We start from the raw sequence: 19,662 nt of genomic DNA, 5'->3' as shown, positions 1-19,662 counted from the left end.
GCGCTAACCGTACGTGTACTCACTTATCTGGACCGCCTTTATCCCCGCATGCGGCATACCTTCGAGCGGGAACTACATATCCGTCACGGCGTTTTCGCGCGGGCATGAATGGATCAACTCCAGCCCAACGAGGCGCTGTCCCTCGAGCAACTCATCATCGCCCACCGCCATATCCTCCGCTATTACGACGAGAAGATCGCCAAGGGCCTTATCCCTTCCGACACCGACCGCCTTCGCCGTGAACGGGAGTCTTGGCGTAAGGAGTTGCTTGAGTGGCTGGAGTAGGGGGGTAAAAGTGTGTTTTTTATTCTTTTTTAATACGGCATGAGATAAATATTGTCTATTTATCAATGGCTTTTTATTGGATATGTTATTAATTATAGTTAATTGATGTAATAATGTTTGCCTGTTGAAGGACTTCGTGTCATAATAAAGTCTACCTTTGCTGTCGATAATACTCAACAAGTTGATTAAAATATACAACTTTTTTTTTAACAGTGTTATAGGGGAAATATTTAATGATTAAGCATATGAAGAGATGTATTTTTACGAAAGTGAAGTTCATGGCGCTGTTCCTGTTCGCGGCGCTGATGGCCGCTTGTACGGCGGATGTGTATGAGCCGAAGCCGGATCCTACTCCAACTCCGGAGCCGGAGATTCCGGAAAATCCAATTGTGGATATAGTGAACTCGATATCCAAGTCGAGAAACTTGACTGTAAATATAGTCGATGCTTATGATGGAAAATATTATTATACAATAGAGGCCTTTGCTGGCAATCCAGCTATTGATGAAAGGGCGAGATTGCTGGCAGGACAGAAAGTGAATAGTAAAGTTCCATTTAACGTGAATATAAGTATTCCGGATTCTGAAAATGAAATCTTTATACGTCAAACTGATCCCTTTAAGAGAAAAAGAGTTTATGCTTTTCCTGTTCAAGATGGTGATATGGTTTGTAATTTGGGTTCGATTGCCAATACTAAAAGCTCTTCTGGTTCAGTGTTGCGTAGCGCAAGTTACGAAATGCCAGAGGTTGATTTTAGTCCGTCAGGTGCGACTGCGATTAGTGGAAAGCAACAAATTAAAACTGGAGGAAAATATATCGTAAACAAGGATGCAAAGTTGAATATAAGTTCTTTACCGGGAGAGGGGAATTTTAGCTTATATATAAAAGGTGAAGCCAAACTAACCACTGATTACTTAACTTTGCAGAATAATGCGAAGATTTATATATTAAGTGATGGCGAGTTGACTGCTGGTAAAAACAATATAGTATTGAACTGTGTGGGTAACGCTCAAATAGCGGTAGAAAAGGATGGCTCTTTAGGAGATGATGATGATGACAAAAAATTGAGCTTGTCTTTCACGGCTCAATCAAGATTGATTAATCATGGAGATGTTGAGTTGAATGGAAAGAAGGCAAATGGAAATTATTCTTTGGCTTTAACTTCAAGTGCTTCAATTTATAATGATGGAGAAATGGACATTACAGGTGGGCTGTCTACTACTGATAAAACAAACCTCATTGTAAATTATGGAGAATTTGATATAGAGAAAACATTGATGTTAACAAATGGAGAGATATATAACGCTTGTGTTTTTGAGACGGATATATGCGATGTTAACGGTGGAACTATAATTTTAGCTTCCTATTCTGGTTTTGAGTGTGATAAATTTACGGCTGGTGGTTTGCACATGTATATGGATGCGTTTTCCATTTTTGATTGTACTGATGATGATAAAGATGCTGGAGTGCATTTTACGACGCAAACAAATTACATATCAGGTACGTCTGATAGCCCGGAATATGCGTTGTTTAGAGCAAATAAGGTAATATTAGGTGGTTGGAATAGTGTAGAGTATTCAGGTATGCTTGAGATCGAATGTGATCATCATGACAAGAATGTAAACTATTATAAACTGAATGCTCCGGCTACATTTGCGCAAGGACAAGCATCTGTAGAGATAGATGAAGATGATTGTAATAAAAATTCAGGAAATCAGAATCCGGGAGAAGGAGATGGAGATCAAGATCCGTCGTATGAAGAAGTTGAGACTTTACCTTATACTTATTTATTTGAGGATAATTGGCCTACTACCGGCGATTATGATATGAATGATTTGGTAATAGGTATCCAGATAAATAATAAAAAGATCGGGGGCAAGACGGAGTCTGCTAAAATCATCTATACGCTATATGCCACCGGCGCTACAAAGCAAATTGGGGTTGGTTTCCAATTGGATGGTATTCCCGCTTCGGCGGTTTCTGGCGCTGAGCAAGGACAGACGAATGCTGTGATCCAGTTGTTCTCGGATGCACATTCTCTATTAGGTAGCTCGGAAAGAACACCTATTAATACTTATAAGATAACAGCTGAGCCTGTAGTGAACGAAGTGACAGTTAATTTCAATACACCTATTGATGGAGTCATGAACGTTAATAATTTTAATCTCTTTATTGTTACCAATGGCTTTGATTCTGATCGTAGAAATGAAGTTCATATAGCGGGTTATAAAGGTACGGATAAAGCCGCATCTAGTGATAATAGTACGGCAGACTATGTGTCGAATGAGACTGGTTTGATGTGGGCTTTAAGTATACCTTCACAAGATTTCGCTACTTATCCTAAAGAGACGATTCGTATCGATGATGCTTATGAGGGTTTCGGGAGTTGGATTAAAGGTGATAATACGCCGGGGTGGTATTTAAATTATGTAGAGGACAATGTAATAAAATATGATCTCTTTACAAACAAAACAGAATGAAGAACTAGTTATGCGGAGGATGTGCTTTAAGGCACATCCTTTTGTTGTTCAATAAATAATATATCGATTCTATGATTGGCAACCAATGATGATGAATGTCTTGCCAACGCCAAAATGACGCTGTATTGACAAGGTTGTGGATTACTGAATGTTTATAGGGGATAGGTGAATAATAAAACTTCAATGATATGAAAACAATGATTAAATCAACAATGAAATGTGTCGCTATCGCGCTTTGCGTTCTATTGGCGGCGTGTACTACCGATGTGTACGAACCTAAGCCGGATCCGGTTCCGCCTACTCCGGAGAAGCCGGATCCGTCTTTGCCTAATGATTTCAATCAATCGACAGCTACTATTCGTCAAATGACTTTAACCGTAGAGGTGAATGATGAGTTCAATGGCCAGTATGATTACCAAGTATGGGTATATGACGTGAATCCTTTCTATGCCGATGATGCTAAACCATTATATGGTGGTGTGGCCAACGGGAATAAGCCGTATGTTCGCACGATGACATTGCCCCAAGCTTTAGAAACAATTTACATTATGCAGATTGATCCCCGAAAAGGAAAATCGGTGAAGACCGTATTAGTAGATCCCTCAATGAAGGATCTGGCTTGCGATTTTAAGCCAGCTTCTGCCGTTGGTACAACAACTAAATCTTTATTGAGAAGTGGAGAAGATAATTATAATTCAGGAAAAGCTAGATTGATTTCTGCCCAGGAGTTTTTTAATATGGCTTCTAAGGATAAAGGTTCTATTACTTTGTATGAAGGGGAGTATAAGCTTGTCGGAGAAGGTTATGAGGCAAAGGCCCTTACTCTGGTCGGAAGTGTGACATTATATGTAGAAGGGGCATTGTCTGTCTCAACTCTTATAGGAAGCAGTGGGGCTACTATTGTTTTGGACCAGAAGGGTAGTTTGAAAATCCTTGAAGCTGATGGACAATCACAAGGTAACGGCGCTAGGCTGGTTGTGAAAAGTGGAGCGAAGTTTGGAGAGCCGGATGATAGTTTTAAACCCGCTTACAAATTAGTTGATTATGATCTTGAGAACTATGGAGAAGTAATTCTTTCGGGATATAGATCGAAAAATCATGCTGTTGAGCTAATAAATTATGGTACGATTAAGGCTACTAATATTAATATGACAGCAGAAAATAGTGGCAATGGTGGACGGATAGAGAATCATTGTAAGATTAATGTTGAAGCCGGACTTTCGCTTTACAATGTTGGTATGTTCTTGGGTGCTTCTACTCTGCTTGAAGCAAGATATATGGATGCGAAAGAGATTGAGTGTGAAATGGAAAAATACTCGATTTTCAGAATTACGGATACAGATGATGTGTCAGGGCAGAATTTGGCATCTTTTAAAAGTTGGAACAAGATAGAGTGTAAGGATTCAGATTATGCCTTATTGGATTTCACGCAAATTAATTTATCGGGAGGAACGCTTTCGTTGGATGGGAATTTGGAATTGTTGGGAGACTTATGGAAAGGGAATGAACTTTCGAAAAATCTAACGTTGTCTGGTGGAAGTAAGCAGGTTGATAAAAACGCTTCAATTGCAATTCCTGCGGGCGATTGCACGGGTGATGGTAATCAAGGTTCGACAAATCCTCCTTCTAATCCTAATTATCCGATAGAAGTTCCCAATGGTCCCTACTATACATTCGCCATGGAAGATAATTGGCCTGCTTTTGGTGATTATGATATGAATGATTTGGTGTTGGGCATACAGAGTCAATTGGTTATGGACGGCGCAAACAATGTAGAAAGTATGATCTTAACTGTCAACTTGATTGCGGTAGGAGCTACAAAGACATTGGGAGCAGGTATCCAGTTTGATAGATTAACGACCGCCAAGATAACGAAAGCTTCTGTGCCGAATGGCGTGTTTGCCAATAATGGATATTTTGAATCGGCAAATGAAATAGAGTCGAATCCTTCTGCTGCGGTGCTACCTTTGTTTGATGATGCGCATAGGATTATGGGTAATGTGGATAAGCGAGTGCCCGTGAATACATTTAATAATGCTAACGATTATGGCATAAGAACTTTGCAATATGAGGTCGAATTCAACAGTCCTGTTTCATCAGATGATCTGGATATGTTCTATTTGAATTTCTTTATAGTAAATGGTGGTAATGCCCAGAATCGTTCAGAAGTCCATTTGGCTGGTTATAAACCGACTGATCGGGTTAAAGCTGAGACAAATAATTATGTTGCTAATGACCCTGACAATTCAGATAAGACAATGTGGGGATTTATTATCCCGATGAGTGATTTTAAATATGCGTCAGAAGTCGTTTCTATTGATCAAGCATACCCGGCATTTAAGGAATGGTCTGCTTCATCAGGCACAAGCCAGAAAAATTGGTATATGAATCCGGAAGAGAAATATGTTTATCATAAGCCGGTAAAGAAATAATAGTAGTTATATATTTATATATAAAATCCCCTAGCCAAAAATCGTCTTAGCTAGGGGATTTTCTTTGTCAGTCCAGCATCAAACTCATATAAGCCGTCCTCCCTTGGTACCCCATCAACTGTCGTGTTAGCGTTTGGTTATCCATTTGTTCCAAGTCTTTTTTGGAGACGGGGCTTTCGTGTTGTTTGGATAGCCAGAGGTGGATCATGCGTTTCGTGTCGATGATGCGGGCCATACCCATAGGTAAGGTACCCGGAGGGGTGGGAGGGGTATTGACCGTCGCTTGCGATATGTTATTTTGCAGGGTAAGCTCTTGCAATAGTAATTCCTTGATCTCTTCCGAGTCGTAAAGAAGTTCCTTGATAAAAAGCTTTTTGTCGGACGGCGCTGTACCCGCCTCAAGAGGCAGTGCGAAAGCCATGCCAACCACCTTCTCGTTCTCGTCCAAGGCTGTGTACATTCCTCCGTTATCTAATTGCAGATCCCGGAGTATTGTGATGAAATCATCCTGCGAGTGCAAGATACAGGAAGGGCGTTCACGTAATTTGCGGTTGAAATAAGCGAACAATTCGTCGGTTGTCGGTACCTCCGGTTGGATAACCGTTATCTTCGGGAGTTGAACCGGCGTATTCGGGCGGATATACGTCTCCACGGAATAATCGAATGCCTCGGTATAACCCTGTTCCCGGTAATAGTCGAATAGCCAAGGATCGGCAGGGATCAAGGCGGAGATAGCGACCTCACGCCGTTCCATTTCCTCGAATGTCTCTTGCAAGAGTTGCCGCATAAGCCCCTGACCCCTTTCTTCCGGAGCCGTGCACACCCCGGAGATATAGGCCACCGAGATCTCGGTACCCAAATAAGTCATCGTATAAGGAACTATCTGCAAGGCAGATACTATTTTACCGTCCTTCTCGATGGTCATTGCGTTCTCGTCCTTGTAAACACGATCAAAATAAAGGCTGATAAATGCCTCAGAATCCCCGAAGCAGGTACGCCATAAGTTTACGATTTGTTGTTTCTTGTCCATAATTTATTTAGTTTGCGTAAGTTGCTTTTTTATTGCGGCACTCTTCTCTAATAGTATGGTAGGCTGATAAGAAAGCTTCGCTTGGCGCAACCCCGGTATGCCGAGATCCTCCTCCCGGTTCACGTAAGTATACTGTTCCGGAAGGTGAGAAGCGAACTCTTGGTTAATCACCGTATAGGCACCGTCGAAATTCACGTCCGCTTTCTCCACGTGAACCCCGAATGTATTATGGTTGATAGGGGCCCCGAAAGAGAAAGCGATAATCTCGTTATCAACCCGGAGAGCGCCACCGATCAGGCCTAGGCTGTCAAAATGATGTAAGGCATAGGTAAGGGAGCGACGTTCGTCATTAAGCTCTTCCTCGTCATTATCTCCATTGTTTGCTTTATACCATTTACATTCCAGTTTCAGGCATTGCGGTACGATATCCGGCGTGATAGGGACATACTCGTACGAATAACGTTTCTTGAAATTATTGATATGATTACGCTTGGATTGATATTTCTTACCCCGTAAGGTAGCTAAATCCTCCCGTAAATAAATATAGTCGAAATAATCCCGCTCCGGGATATAGAAAAAGCTTCCGGGAAGTGCGCCTTCCAGTTGCTCCTTGGCGTCGGGGGTGATACCCAGCATACAGAGCGGATGTCCATATTTTAAGGAATCCTCTTCTAGCAAACGAACGGCACCCGCTAAATCTCCATCCCCGACAGGCATCATATAGGCGAAACGGCTCTTGTCCTCGATCATGAAACGGATTAATAAATAGCCATCCACGATAGCGAATTCGCTGTCATATAAGAAACGCCAACTGCACATGTTCGCGAATGAGAAATCACAATTGCGATAATCGCTGGGAAATGTAAATGAGGTTATGATCTCTTTGTCTTCTAACCTAATCGGTTTAAACGGTATATCCATAAATTTTCTTGTACTGTTTTACAACTGCAAATATAAAACTAAAATGCATGTGCGAATGTTTAGAATGGGAATAATAAAGGTGATATAAATACCATCACGATTCCCATCACGATTTGTAAAGGTAACCCTACCTTTACATAGTCCATAAATGTATATTTTCCGGTGGACTTAACGAGTGCGTTAGGTGGCGTAGAGAAGGATGAGGCGAAGCATATTGTCCGTTATTTTGTTGTTTCGGGAAAAATGGCTAAACTTATAGGTTGAACAGCCATTTTGTAAAATAGGGGCTGGAGCTATTTTTGCAATATGAAATTCGCAACAATTAGGTTAAAACGAATGTTATTTTAATGTCTAACGAAAAGAAGATAAATCAGAGATGAAAAAGTACGATGCGATTATTATTGGTTTTGGGAAAGGTGGAAAAACCTTGGCGGCGGATTTGGCCAACCATGGATGGAATGTAGCTGTGGTGGAGCGTTCGACGGGTATGTACGGAGGTACTTGTATCAATATCGGCTGTATACCGACGAAAGCGCTTGTACATTACGCTCAAGTGACAGGGTATCGCAGACCTTCTACCTTCGAGCAATATGCGGAGGAGTTTAAGCAGGCGATCCTCGCCAAGGAGAAACTGACCTCTTTGCTTCGTGAGAAGAATTTCAAGAATCTGGATGATCGGGAGACCGTAACGGTCTATACCGGAGAGGCTTCTTTTCGTTCCCCTTATGAGATTGTCGTGAAAACGGATACGGACTCTTTCTTGCTGGAAGGCGAGAAGATATTCATCAATACCGGAGCCACGACGATTATTCCTACGATAAGCGGTATCGAGGATAATCCTTACGTATATACAAGTACTTCCATTATGGAACTGGAGAAACTGCCACGGCATCTGGTTATTGTCGGAGGCGGATATATCGGGCTGGAATTCGCTTCCATGTTCGCCGGTTTTGGGTCGAAGGTAACGATCTTGGAGGCAGGGGAGGTGTTCATCCCTCGTGAGGACCGGGACATCGCCGATTCGGTGAAGTCCACGCTAGAGAAAAAAGGGATCACCATTCATTTGAACACAGTTGTGCAGACGATTGAGCAGGATGTTGAGCGGGCTGCGGTGATCTGCCGTAACGCTATCTCGGGAGATACCTTGCGACTGGAAGCCGAGGCGGTGCTTTTGGCTACCGGCCGTAAACCGAATACGGAAAGCCTAAATCTGCAGGCCGCCGGAATACAGACGACTAATCGTGGCGCTATCGAGGTGGATAGTAAGTTGCGTACCAATATCCCTAATATCTGGGCGATCGGGGATGTACATGGAGGATTACAATTCACCTATCTGTCTTTGGATGATTACCGTATTATCCGGGAAGAGCTGTTTGGTAATGGTTTCCGGAGCTTGGACGATCGGGAAGCAGTGGCTTATTCCGTATTCATCGATCCTCCGTTGGCCCATGTCGGGTTGAACGAGACGCAAGCCCGTAAGATGGAGAAAAATATAAAGGTGGCCAGCCTGCCTGCCGCCGCTATGCCTCGTACCCGTACCATCGAGCAGACGGATGGCTTGCTGAAAGCCGTGGTAGATGCGGATACCGGGAAGATCCTAGGATGTACCTTATTCTGCGCCGAGTCCAGCGAAGTCATAAATACGGTTAGCTTGGCGATGCGTCTCGGGCAAGATTACACATTCCTTCGGGATTCGATATTCACCCATCCGTCGATGAGTGAGGCTTTAAATGATTTATTTGGATTAATAAAATAAAAACATAAATATGAAAACATCAAATATTGGATTAATCGGCTTGGCTGTGATGGGCGAGAACCTTGCGTTGAATATGGAAAGTAAGGGGTTCGCCGTATCCGTTTATAATCGTACAGCGCCGGGAGAGGAAGGCGTGGTAGACCGCTTCATGAGCGGTCGTGGAAAAGGAAAGAATTTTATAGGAACCCATACGATACAGGAATTTGTTGAGTCTATCGAGCGTCCTCGCAAGATTATGCTGATGGTAAAAGCGGGTGCCCCGGTGGATGAGCTGATGGCTCAATTGATTCCTTACTTATCACCCGGTGACGTGATTATTGATGGTGGTAACTCGGATTTCCATGATACGGAACGCCGGGTGAAGGAGATGGAGGCGCATGGGATGTACTTCGTAGGTACCGGAATCTCCGGAGGCGAGATCGGTGCCTTGTACGGACCTTCCGTGATGCCGGGTGGTTCGCCTGCCGCTTGGCCTTTGGTGAAGGATGTCTTGCAAAGCATCGCCGCCAAGCTGGACGACGGGACGCCTTGTTGCCAATGGATTGGTCCGGGTGGAGCCGGCCATTTCGTGAAAATGGTACACAATGGTATCGAGTATGGAGATATGCAGTTGATTTCCGAGGCGTATTCCTTATTGAAGAATCGTCTGGATCTGGACAATGAGGCCTTGGCTCGTATCTTTGAGGATTGGAACACGGGAGAGCTGGATAGCTACCTGATCGGTATTACGGCCGATATTCTCCGCTTCAAGGACGAGGCGGGGGAGGGCTACCTGCTAGATAAGATATTGGATGCCGCCGGCCAGAAGGGTACCGGTAAATGGAGCGCTATCGCCGCTATGGACGAGAATGATCCGCTGACATTGATTACCGAGGCTGTTTATGCCCGTATGCTTTCTTCCATGCAGGAAGAACGGAAAAAAGCGTCCTCGCTTTATCCGAAGAGTGGCGTGCTGGGGCAGACCTTGATCTCGGAGAAAGAGATCAAGCAGGCTTTGTATGCCGCTAAGTTGGTTTCCTACGCGCAGGGATTCTCTTTGTTGTACCAAGCCTCCAAGCGATATGATTGGCAGTTGGATTACGGTACGATCGCCAAGATTTGGCGGAAGGGATGTATCATACGCTCTGTCTTTTTGGAGAAAATTACGCAGGCTTATGAGAAGAACCGGAATCTGGAGAACCTCTTATTCGATGAGTTCTTTATTCAAAAGATTGAGTCTTCCTTGTTGGCTTGGCGGCAAGTGGTAGCCGAGGGTGCCTTGCATGGAGTGGCTTTGCCGGCGATGAGCTCGGGGTTGAGCTATTTCGATGGACTGTCTACCCCGCATTCCGCCGCTAATTTGATTCAGGCCCAGCGGGATTATTTCGGGGCTCATACTTATGAGCGGGTCGATTGGGAGCGTGGTAAGTTTTTCCATACCAACTGGACGGGTGAGGGAGGAAAGACGGTTTCTGGAACTTATAACGTATAAAGGCATGAAGAAAGCAGATAATCAATTATTAGTTATATTCGGGGCGTCGGGCGATCTTACCAGTCGTAAGTTGCTTCCCTCTTTGTTCGAGTTATATGTTCGTGGCTTGCTACCCGACCGCTTCTGCATCTTGGGAGCCGCCCGTACCGCTTATGGCGATGAGGAGTTCCGTGCGGAGCAACATACGCATATCTTGGAGGCACAGAAGGGAAAGACCTACGACGAGGGCTTGATCGATGACTTCTTGGAGAATGTTTATTACCTCGCCTTCGATTCCACCAACGCCGATGAATACTACAAATTGCGTGAGCGCATCGAGTTCTTGCAAGAGAAACATGACTTGCCGGATAAGATCATCTATTACTTGGCTACCCCGCCGGTGATGTACGAGATCGTCCCGCAATGTTTGCTGGAGAGTGGTTTGAACAAGACCGAGTCTCCGGATGGTTTCCGGCGGATCATCGTGGAGAAGCCGTTTGGCACCAGCTTGGAGTCTGCCCGCCAGTTGAATGATCATTTACGACATATCTTCCATGAGGAGGAGATTTATCGTATTGACCATTATCTGGGGAAAGAGACCGTGCAGAATATCTTGGTATTGCGTTTCTCGAACGGTATTTTCGAGCCATTGTGGAATCATAATTATATCGATTCCATCGAGATCAGCGCTACTGAGACCTTGGGGGTGGAGAATCGAGGGAAATATTATGATGGAGCCGGGGCGATGCGGGATATGATCCAGAATCACTTGATGCAATTGATGTCGTTTATCGCCATGGAATCTCCCTCTATATTCGAGCCGGAACCGATTCGTGACGAGATCGTGAAAGTATTCCGCTCCATACGTCCGTATACGGTGTTGGATATGGATAAGATGGTTGTCCGCGGACAATATATCGGTTATCGGGAAGAGAAGAACGTAGCTCCCGACTCGAATACCGAGACGTATGTGGCGATGAAATTCTTCATCGATAACTGGCGCTGGAGCGGTGTGCCTTTCTATTTCTATACGGGAAAGAAGTTGCCGGAGAAGTCATCGGAGGTAGTGATCCACTTCAAGTCTACGCCCCATCAACTGTTTGTCGGTCAATGTTCGGGAGGTTCCTGCAATAAATTGACCATCCGTATCCAACCGAACGAGAGTATATCCTTGAAGTTCGGGCTGAAAATGCCGGGAGCCGGTTTCGAGGTGAAGCAAGTCAGCATGGACTTCCGCTACGATTCCCTTTCGAAGAGCTATCTTCCTGACGCTTACGAGCGTCTGTTGCTGGATGCCATGCTGGGCGATTCCACCCTGTATGCTCGTAGCGACGCTTTGGAGGCTAGTTGGAAATTTATCGATCCGATCTTGCTCCATTGGAAAGAGGAGGGTTCGAAGAACTTATTCTTCTATGAGCCGGGCGAGGACGGACCGGAGGAAACTGTTATTTTAGGTGCGGAAAAGAAAGTCTGCGCCTGCCAAAGAAGATAATTTTATGGAAATAAAGAGATATAATGAGATGAAAGAGGCGCTTCGGTCGATGACGGAGGACATGATGGCGATGATTCGCCGAAAAGACTTCGCTCCGTTTAACCTAGCGCTCTCGGGAGGGGAGACGGCGAAGCATATGTTTTCCCTCTGGGTAGATGAGTATAAGGATAAGATTGACTGGAATAACATCCGTTTCTTCTGGGTGGACGAGCGTTGCGTTCCACCAACGAGTCCGGATAGTAATTACGGTCATGCGAATCATTTGCTTTTTAAGCCTTTGTGTATCCCGGCGGATCATATCCACCGGATCAAGGGCGAGAACGAGCCGGGTACCGAGGCGATGCGTTATTCATGGGTCGTAAAGGAATTCTTGCCGTTGTTCAATCAAATGCCTACGTTCGATTGCATCATCCTCGGCGTAGGTGAGGATTCCCATACGGCATCCATTTTCCCTACCACCATGGAGCTATTGTCGGATAGCCGTAACTATGCGGTATCCCAGCAACCTTCTACCGGCCAATACCGGATCACCATGACGGGACCGCTTATCTTGAACGGCGCCCCCTTATTGGTCCCGATACTGGGCACGAACAAGGAACCCGTAATCCAGAGGCTCTCCAAGGGTTATTCTCCTTCAAACGACACGCCTGCCGCTTATATCTTATCGCATGCCGTACAGGCTACGATTTATGGGCTGAACCCATGATTTTGCTACATGCCGAGCCCTTCCCAAAAACATGTACGTGTTTTCGAAAAAACACGTACATATACTCCTCTCCTTGGAGAAGATATACTGCAAGTACCCTAGGAGATATACTTCACCGTCCAAGTAAGTACAACTTCTCGTGATATCCTATTAGTATATACAAGACTGTTGCCCACATTTAAAGTGAATGTATTTGTTGGATTCATGTTTTTTTGCGAAGTTTGTTGCCTGAAAAGTAAGCTTTGAGACATGAATATGAGAAATATTGTACTGTGTATATTATATTTGTTTTTGGTGCCGATGGGAGGGTTTGCCCAATCTGAGGTCGTTGTCTTGTATCCCGATACTGAAAATAAGGATTTGGATGAAGCTGTATACCAAAAAATCTTTTTGGCCGGCACGATCGATATGGGGAAAAGTGTGGATTGGCAGAAGGCTACCTGTGACTGGTTCCGGGCGCTTCCGGAGGGACGGTATCTCTTGTTCAATCCTCGTAGGGATAAAGGGTTGAGCGGGGAAATGTCCGATTTTGAGCATCAAGTGAATTGGGAACTGGAGCATCTGGAGAAAGCCGATCTGATTATCATGAACATTCTGGCGAGCAGCAAATCCCCGATAACTTTATTGGAGATGGGGCTGTTTATGCGCTCAGGAAAGTTGCGGGTGATTTGCGAGCCCGGCTTTTACCGGTATGATAATGTGCGCTTAACTTGTGCGCGCTATGGCGTCCCATTGTATCAGAATATGGACGATTTTTTGAAAACCATGCGCTAATCTATTATTATTTGTTTAACTTTGTATAGTTTTAGGGACGGTGTGGAATCGATCCTAAGCGAATATTGTCGAACAAAATGGAAAGAATATGAAAGGTATAGTTTTAGCCGGTGGATCGGGTACCCGCTTGTATCCGATCACTAAAGGAGTTTCCAAGCAACTTCTACCTATTTATGATAAGCCGATGATTTTTTATCCGGTATCCGTGCTCATGCTGGCAGGGATACGGGAGATTCTTATTATATCGACCCCTCAGGATTTGCCGGGCTTTCGTCGTTTACTGGGCGATGGCTCCGATTATGGCGTTCGTTTTGAATATGCCGAGCAGCCTTCGCCGGACGGATTGGCGCAAGCTTTCATCATTGGAGAGCGCTTTATCGGTGATGACTCCGTTTGCTTGGTACTTGGCGATAATATCTTTTACGGACAGAGCTTTACCCGTATGTTAAAAGAGGCCGTTGACAAGGCGGAGAACGAACAAAAAGCGACCGTGTTCGGTTACTACGTAAACGATCCGGAACGCTATGGCGTGGCCGAGTTCGATGCGGATGGGAACGTCCTCAGTATCGAGGAGAAACCGAAGGAACCGAAATCGAATTACGCCGTGGTAGGATTGTATTTCTATCCGAACAAGGTGGTGGACGTGGCCAAGAATATCAAGCCTTCCGCCCGTGGAGAGCTGGAGATCACTACCGTGAACCAGTGGTTCTTGAAGGATGGAGAGTTGAAAGTGCAGCTATTGGGACGTGGATTCGCTTGGTTGGATACCGGGACTCACGACTCGTTGTCTGAGGCATCTACTTTCGTGGAGGTGATCGAGAAGAGACAGGGACTGAAGGTGGCTTGTCTGGAGGAGATCGCTTTCAAGCAAGGATGGATTGATGAGAAGCGACTTGAGCAAGTGGCTTTGCCGATGATTAAGAATCAGTACGGCCAGTATTTGATGAGGTTGATTAATAAGTAGAAGTAGTTCAGAATACGAGATATCGATGGAAAAAGACAGTAAAATATTTGTTGCCGGTCACCGGGGCTTGGTAGGCTCCGCCATCCTGAATAATTTGCGTAGCAAAGGGTATACGAACTTTCTGCTTCGTACGCATGCGGAACTGGATCTGACGGATCAAGCCGCTGTGAACGAGTTTTTTGCCGCTGAACGGCCGGACTATGTGTTCTTGTCGGCGGCGCACGTCGGCGGTATCATGGCGAACAGTCTGTACCGTGCCGATTTTATCTACAATAATTTGATGATCCAGAATAATGTCATTCATGCCTCTTGGAAAAACAATGTAAAGAAATTATTATTCTTGGGAAGCACCTGCATCTATCCTCGTGAGGCTCCGCAGCCGATGCCGGAGGATTGCTTGCTGACATCTCCCTTGGAATATTCCAACGAGCCTTATGCGATCGCCAAGATAGCGGGTATCAAGATGTGCGAGAGTTACAACCTGCAATACGGTACGAACTATATCGCCGTGATGCCTACTAACCTCTACGGGCCGAATGATAATTTCAATCTGGAGACCTCGCATGTGTTGCCTGCCATGATCCGTAAGATCCATTTGGCGAAATGCCTGCATGCGGGAGATTGGGAGGCCTTGCGTAAGGATATGGACATTCGTCCGGTAGAGGGCGTGTCTGGGAAGGCCTCCGAGCCGGAGATACTCTCCGTATTGGATAAACAGGGTATCCGTCCGGGCGAGGTGGAGCTGTGGGGAACCGGCAAGCCGCTTCGTGAGTTTTTATGGAGCGAGGAGATGGCCGACGCTTCTGTTTATATCATGGAACACGTGGATTTCGAGGATGTCCGCCAGAAGGAGGGCGAGGTCCGGAATACACATATTAATATAGGTACGGGTATCGAGCTTTCGATCCGTGAGGTCGCCGAACTGATCCGGCGAGAGATCGGGTTCGAGGGCGAGTTGAGGTTTAACTCGTCCAAGCCGGACGGTACACTTCGTAAGCTGACGGATGTAAGCAAGTTGCATGCCTTGGGTTGGCGCCATACGATCGAGATCGAGGAGGGCGTGAAGCGACTCTATGAATGGTACTTGGAAATTGAAAAATGAGAATTGAAAATTGAAAATTAGAGAAATGGGCAAAGTAGCGTTAATAACGGGTATTACGGGACAGGATGGGGCTTATCTTACCGAGTTCTTGATCAAGAAAGGATATACGGTACACGGTATCAAGCGTCGTTCTTCCATGTTCAATACGGACCGTATCGATCATTTGTATCAAGACCCGCATGTGGAAAACCGTAATTTGATTTTGCATTATGGCGATTTAACGGATAGTTTGAATCTTACACGTATCATTGGCGAGGTTCAACCGGACGAGATCTATAATCTGGCCGCCATGAGCCATGTAAAAGTAAGTTTCGACACTCCCGAATATACTGCGAATGCGGATGGTTTGGGCGTATTGCGTATCCTAGAGGCGGTCCGTTTGCTGAACTTGATCCCGAAGACGCGTATTTACCAGGCATCTACATCCGAGTTGTATGGCTTGGTGCAAGAGGTGCCGCAGAGGGAGACTACTCCTTTCTATCCGAGAAGCCCTTATGCGGTAGCGAAACTATACGGTTACTGGATTACGGTGAATTACAGGGAAGCCTATCATATGCACGCTTCCAATGGCATCTTGTTTAATCATGAGTCTCCATTAAGGGGAGAGACATTCGTGACCCGTAAGGTAACCCGGGCGGTTTCACGTATCGTTTTGGGTATGCAAAAAAAGGTTTATATGGGTAATCTTTCCTCCAAACGGGATTGGGGACACGCAAAAGATTACGTGCGTGCCATGTACGCTATTTTGCAACAAGATGAACCCTCGGATTATGTCATAGCTACCGGGATTACTACCACGATTCGGGACTTTATCCGTATGGCTTTTGAGGAAATTGGCGTGGGAATCCGCTTTAAAGGAGAAGGGATAGACGAGGTCGCTATCATAGAGTCGATAGACGAGGGATTGTTCGTCAAGAAGGTTGGTGATGCCTATCTGGAAAACTTTAAGAAACGTGTGGGTGAGGAAGTTGTGGGAGTAGATCCGCAGTATTTCCGCCCTACGGAAGTAGAGTTGCTGATCGGTGACGCTACGAAGGCACGTACTCGTTTAGGGTGGGAACCGGAGTATTCATTAGCGGCTTTAATTGAGGATATGATGAAGAACGATATAAAACTAATGAAGAAGGAGTCTTATCTGAAAGAGGGGGGCTATAAAATTTTGAACTATTTCGAGTGAGTTCGAAACAATTTGAAGATTTTATTTGTTGTAATTACAAAAAGAGTTAAATTTGTGCCAATTTTAAGATATTAGGTAATTGATTGTTTAATTAAAATGTTGAAAATATGAAGACTAAGGTTTTACTTTTAGCTTTGTTATCAGGTTTTGTATTCTCTGTGGCAGCACAGGAATATCAACCGCAGGTGGGGTTCAGCAATGAGGCTGGTTATAAGACTAATTTCAAGAAGAATAAAGCTCGCGACAATTGGTTTATTTCAATTGCGGGTGGAGCCAGCGTATTGTTAGGAGACCAAAATGGAGAGGCTGATTTCAAGAATCGTTTAAACTTCGCTCCACAAGTATCTTTTGGTAAGTGGTTTAATCCGTATTTAGGATTCCGTACCCAGTTAAATGGTGGTATTATCCACGGTTTTGAAGGTGATGGCGCACAGTTTATGCAACATAATAAATATGTAGCCGCTCACGTAGATTTGTTGTGGGATGTTACTAACTTCTGGGCTCCTTACAGAGAATCTAAAGTGTTCCGCTTGATTCCTTGGGTCGGTTTTGGTTATGCGCAGCGTTTCAAGACTACAGAGTCTTATGATCGTCCAAGAACGGAGTCTCCTACGTTGAACGCTGGTATCTTAACCGCTTTCCGTTTGAGCAAACGTGTTGATTTGAACGTTGAGATCCAAGGTTCTTTGTTGAACGAGCAGTTTAACCGTGTCGAGATGAATCACCTGACAGATGGTATCGTTCAGTTGAGCGCTGGTTTGACATTCAAATTGGGTAAGACAGACTTCGAGGTATTGGAGCCGATGGATTACGCTTTGTTGAACGACTTGAACGGCCAGATCAACTCTTTGCGTGCTGCTAACGATGAGTTGAGCAAACGTCCGGTTTCTTGCCCTGAGTGCCAAGAGACAGTTACTGAAGTTGTAAATAACTACGTTGACAATGTGGTTTACTTTCGCATCAACAGCGCTAAGATCGACAAGAACCAGCAGATCAATATCTATAACACAGCTGAGTTCATGAAGAACAACAACGCTCCGATCAAGGTAGTTGGTTACGCTGACAAGAAGACGGGTACTTCTGATTATAACATGGGTCTTTCTGAGAAACGTGCTAGAGCGGTCGCTAAGGAACTTATCGATAAATACGGTATCTCTTCTAGCCAGATCACTATCGAGTGGAGAGGTTCGGACGAACAACCTTATGGCGAAAATAGCTGGAACCGTGTAGTAATTATGAGCGCTAATAATTAATTTACGAATTAATACTTTAAAAAGGCCGTACTTCTAAGTGCGGCCTTTTTTTTGCGCCGAAAAATACTTACTTTTGTGAGAATTTATCGAATTGCTATGATATTGAACAAAAAACATGGTTATTTAATCCAATGGCTGATTGGTGTAGGAGATTTGATCGTATTGAATCTCTTGTTTATGGCCGTTTTTCATCTGCTTGGCCCGAAATACACGGAAGCGATATCCTATAATTTGAGAGAGGTTATTTTGTTATTGAATTTCTGTTATTTCTTCTCTTTATATTTTATCCCGATTCAATTGCATCAGGCGGTCGTGTTTATCGACAAGATTGTGCAACGGGCGTTCGGATTGGTTACCGTACTTATCTTTTTATTCGCTACTTGCTTGATCTTCTTGAATGTAGGGGATATTCTGGCTACCTTCCTCTTGGTCTATTACGGGGTTTCTATCATCTTGTTTTCGCTTTGGCGGGTTTTTGTGCGCTTATCCTTAAAGTTTTATAGGCGAAAAGGCTATAACTTTAAGAAGGTGGTGATTGTGGGTGCGGGAAAGAATGGTATGGAGCTTTACCAAGTTATGAAAGATGATTTGAGCTATGGGTTTAGTGTAAAGGGGTTCTTTGATGACAATGACTCGTTGAAAGACGTTTTACCTAATTATTTGGGTAAGACGAGTGAGGTGGAAGCGTATGTGCTGGAGCATGATATCGATGAGATTTATTGTACCTTGCCGGGTACGAACAACGGAAAGATCGTACGGCTTCTGAATTTCGCTGAGAAGAAGATGGTGCGCTTCTATATCGTGCCCGAGTTTTACCGGGATGTAAAGAAGAGTATGGTGATGGAGGTGATGGAATCGATCCCATTGCTGACGGTCCGCCGGGAGCCTTTGCAATCCGCCTATAACCGGTTCTTGAAACGAACGTTCGATATATTTTTCTCTTTGGTGATTTTGCTCACGATTTATCCGATCCTGTACATCGTGGTCGGTATAATGATCAAGTTAAGCTCACCCGGCCCGATTTTGTTTAAGCAGAAACGTACGGGATTGTATGGGCATGACTTCGAATGTTTTAAATTTCGTACGATGAAGGTGAACGCGCAGGCCGATACCTTGCAGGCCGTCAAGGATGATCCCCGGAAGACCCGGATCGGCGATTTCTTGCGCCGGACGAATTTGGATGAGTTCCCTCAGTTCGTGAACGTCTTGCTGGGCGATATGTCCGTGGTAGGCCCTCGTCCGCATATGCTGAAGCATACCGAGCAGTACTCGGCGTTGATCGATAAGTATATGGTGCGGCATTTGGTGAAACCGGGAGTAACGGGGTGGGCGCAAGTCACCGGTTACCGAGGTGAGACCAAGACGCTGGAGCAGATGGAAGGACGTGTGAAGAGAGATGTGTGGTATATAGAGAATTGGACGTTCTTCCTTGATTTAAAGATTATTGTGGTTACGGTACTGAATATGTTCAAGGGAGAGAAGAATGCATATTGATCCGATTTGTTGCACACTTTTTGCGGATTTGTGTAATCTGTATTTATATTTATGCTATATTCGCGCTCGATGGGAAGAATAATTGCAATAGATTACGGCCGGAAACGTACAGGGATAGCCGCTACGGATATTTTACAAATGATCGCTAACGGCGTGGCGACAGTCCCAAGTGGAGAGGTTGTGAAATACCTGTCGGATTACATATCACGGGAACCGGTGGATTTATTTGTGGTCGGGCTTCCGAAGCAAATGAACAATGAGCCTTCTGAGAACATGAAGTATGTGGAGGCGTTCGTGACCCATCTGAAAAGGACGATACCAAGTATCCCGGTAACTTATTACGACG

At 44.8% G+C, this 19,662-nt stretch carries 16 protein-coding genes; 13 read left to right on the top strand and 3 right to left on the bottom strand.

Annotation, left to right across the window (positions count from 1 at the left end):
- Positions 1–72: 72 nt before the first annotated feature.
- A complete protein-coding gene (locus QVP94_RS06340) occupies positions 73–351 on the bottom strand; it encodes a hypothetical protein (protein WP_227793754.1) in 279 nt (92 codons plus the stop codon).
- Between the two features lie 179 nt (positions 352–530).
- Between QVP94_RS06340 and QVP94_RS06335 the strand changes: the two genes are divergently transcribed.
- Together QVP94_RS06335 and QVP94_RS06330 are read left to right on the top strand one after the other, a co-directional pair.
- Positions 531–2,765, top strand: a complete 2,235-nt coding sequence (locus QVP94_RS06335) for an LruC domain-containing protein (protein WP_022192213.1) — start codon at positions 531–533, stop codon at positions 2,763–2,765.
- A 188-nt stretch (positions 2,766–2,953) separates the two neighbouring features.
- Positions 2,954–5,197 (top strand): LruC domain-containing protein, encoded by a 2,244-nt coding sequence (locus QVP94_RS06330; protein ID WP_022192212.1) that lies wholly within the window; start codon positions 2,954–2,956, stop codon positions 5,195–5,197.
- A gap of 67 nt (positions 5,198–5,264) precedes the next feature.
- On the opposite strand, the gene QVP94_RS06325 is transcribed toward QVP94_RS06330, so the two are convergent.
- Together QVP94_RS06325 and QVP94_RS06320 are read right to left on the bottom strand one after the other, a co-directional pair.
- Positions 5,265–6,227: a GNAT family N-acetyltransferase gene (locus QVP94_RS06325; protein WP_005863012.1), complete on the bottom strand. Its 963-nt coding sequence runs from the start codon at positions 6,225–6,227 to the stop codon at positions 5,265–5,267.
- Between the two features lie 3 nt (positions 6,228–6,230).
- A complete protein-coding gene (locus QVP94_RS06320) occupies positions 6,231–7,148 on the bottom strand; it encodes a DUF2156 domain-containing protein (RefSeq protein ID WP_005863009.1) in 918 nt (305 codons plus the stop codon).
- Positions 7,149–7,524: 376 nt separating this feature from the next.
- Here QVP94_RS06320 and QVP94_RS06315 point away from each other — a divergent pair, with 376 nt between their 5' ends.
- From QVP94_RS06315 to QVP94_RS06265, 11 genes are all read left to right on the top strand, one after another.
- Positions 7,525–8,904, top strand: coding sequence for an FAD-dependent oxidoreductase (locus QVP94_RS06315; protein ID WP_008772423.1), 1,380 nt, complete (start codon positions 7,525–7,527; stop codon positions 8,902–8,904).
- Positions 8,905–8,914: 10 nt separating this feature from the next.
- Complete coding sequence (gnd, locus tag QVP94_RS06310) at positions 8,915–10,375, top strand: decarboxylating NADP(+)-dependent phosphogluconate dehydrogenase (protein WP_008772422.1); 1,461 nt, start codon at positions 8,915–8,917, stop codon at positions 10,373–10,375.
- A gap of 4 nt (positions 10,376–10,379) precedes the next feature.
- On the top strand, positions 10,380–11,846 hold the full coding sequence (gene zwf / locus QVP94_RS06305) for a glucose-6-phosphate dehydrogenase (protein WP_005857714.1): 1,467 nt from the start codon (positions 10,380–10,382) through the stop codon (positions 11,844–11,846).
- 4 nt (positions 11,847–11,850) lie between these two features.
- Positions 11,851–12,552 carry a 6-phosphogluconolactonase gene (gene pgl, locus QVP94_RS06300; RefSeq protein WP_008778414.1) on the top strand — a complete coding sequence of 234 codons (702 nt, stop codon included), beginning with the start codon at positions 11,851–11,853 and terminating at the stop codon, positions 12,550–12,552.
- A gap of 249 nt (positions 12,553–12,801) precedes the next feature.
- Complete coding sequence (locus QVP94_RS06295) at positions 12,802–13,326, top strand: nucleoside 2-deoxyribosyltransferase domain-containing protein (RefSeq protein ID WP_005857710.1); 525 nt, start codon at positions 12,802–12,804, stop codon at positions 13,324–13,326.
- 88 nt (positions 13,327–13,414) lie between these two features.
- Positions 13,415–14,290, top strand: a complete 876-nt coding sequence (gene rfbA / locus QVP94_RS06290; RefSeq protein WP_005863000.1) for a glucose-1-phosphate thymidylyltransferase RfbA — start codon at positions 13,415–13,417, stop codon at positions 14,288–14,290.
- A gap of 25 nt (positions 14,291–14,315) precedes the next feature.
- The gene (locus QVP94_RS06285; RefSeq protein WP_022192211.1) at positions 14,316–15,392 is read left to right on the top strand and encodes a GDP-L-fucose synthase family protein; all 1,077 of its coding nucleotides are present in this window, start codon (positions 14,316–14,318) and stop codon (positions 15,390–15,392) included.
- 25 nt (positions 15,393–15,417) lie between these two features.
- Positions 15,418–16,569: a GDP-mannose 4,6-dehydratase gene (gmd, locus tag QVP94_RS06280; protein ID WP_005857703.1), complete on the top strand. Its 1,152-nt coding sequence runs from the start codon at positions 15,418–15,420 to the stop codon at positions 16,567–16,569.
- A 107-nt stretch (positions 16,570–16,676) separates the two neighbouring features.
- Positions 16,677–17,822, top strand: a complete 1,146-nt coding sequence (locus QVP94_RS06275; protein WP_005857701.1) for an OmpA family protein — start codon at positions 16,677–16,679, stop codon at positions 17,820–17,822.
- A 96-nt stretch (positions 17,823–17,918) separates the two neighbouring features.
- The gene (locus QVP94_RS06270; protein ID WP_005857699.1) at positions 17,919–19,316 is read left to right on the top strand and encodes an undecaprenyl-phosphate glucose phosphotransferase; all 1,398 of its coding nucleotides are present in this window, start codon (positions 17,919–17,921) and stop codon (positions 19,314–19,316) included.
- Between the two features lie 69 nt (positions 19,317–19,385).
- On the top strand, positions 19,386–19,662 hold a 277-nt coding region (locus tag QVP94_RS06265; RefSeq protein ID WP_288213188.1), incomplete at its 3' end, for a RuvX/YqgF family protein.

It is taken from the genome of Parabacteroides sp. CAG:2 (assembly GCF_000436315.1).
Classification (GTDB): Bacteria; Bacteroidota; Bacteroidia; order Bacteroidales; family Tannerellaceae; genus Parabacteroides; species Parabacteroides distasonis.
This window is presented reverse-complemented; position numbering and strand designations above follow the sequence as displayed.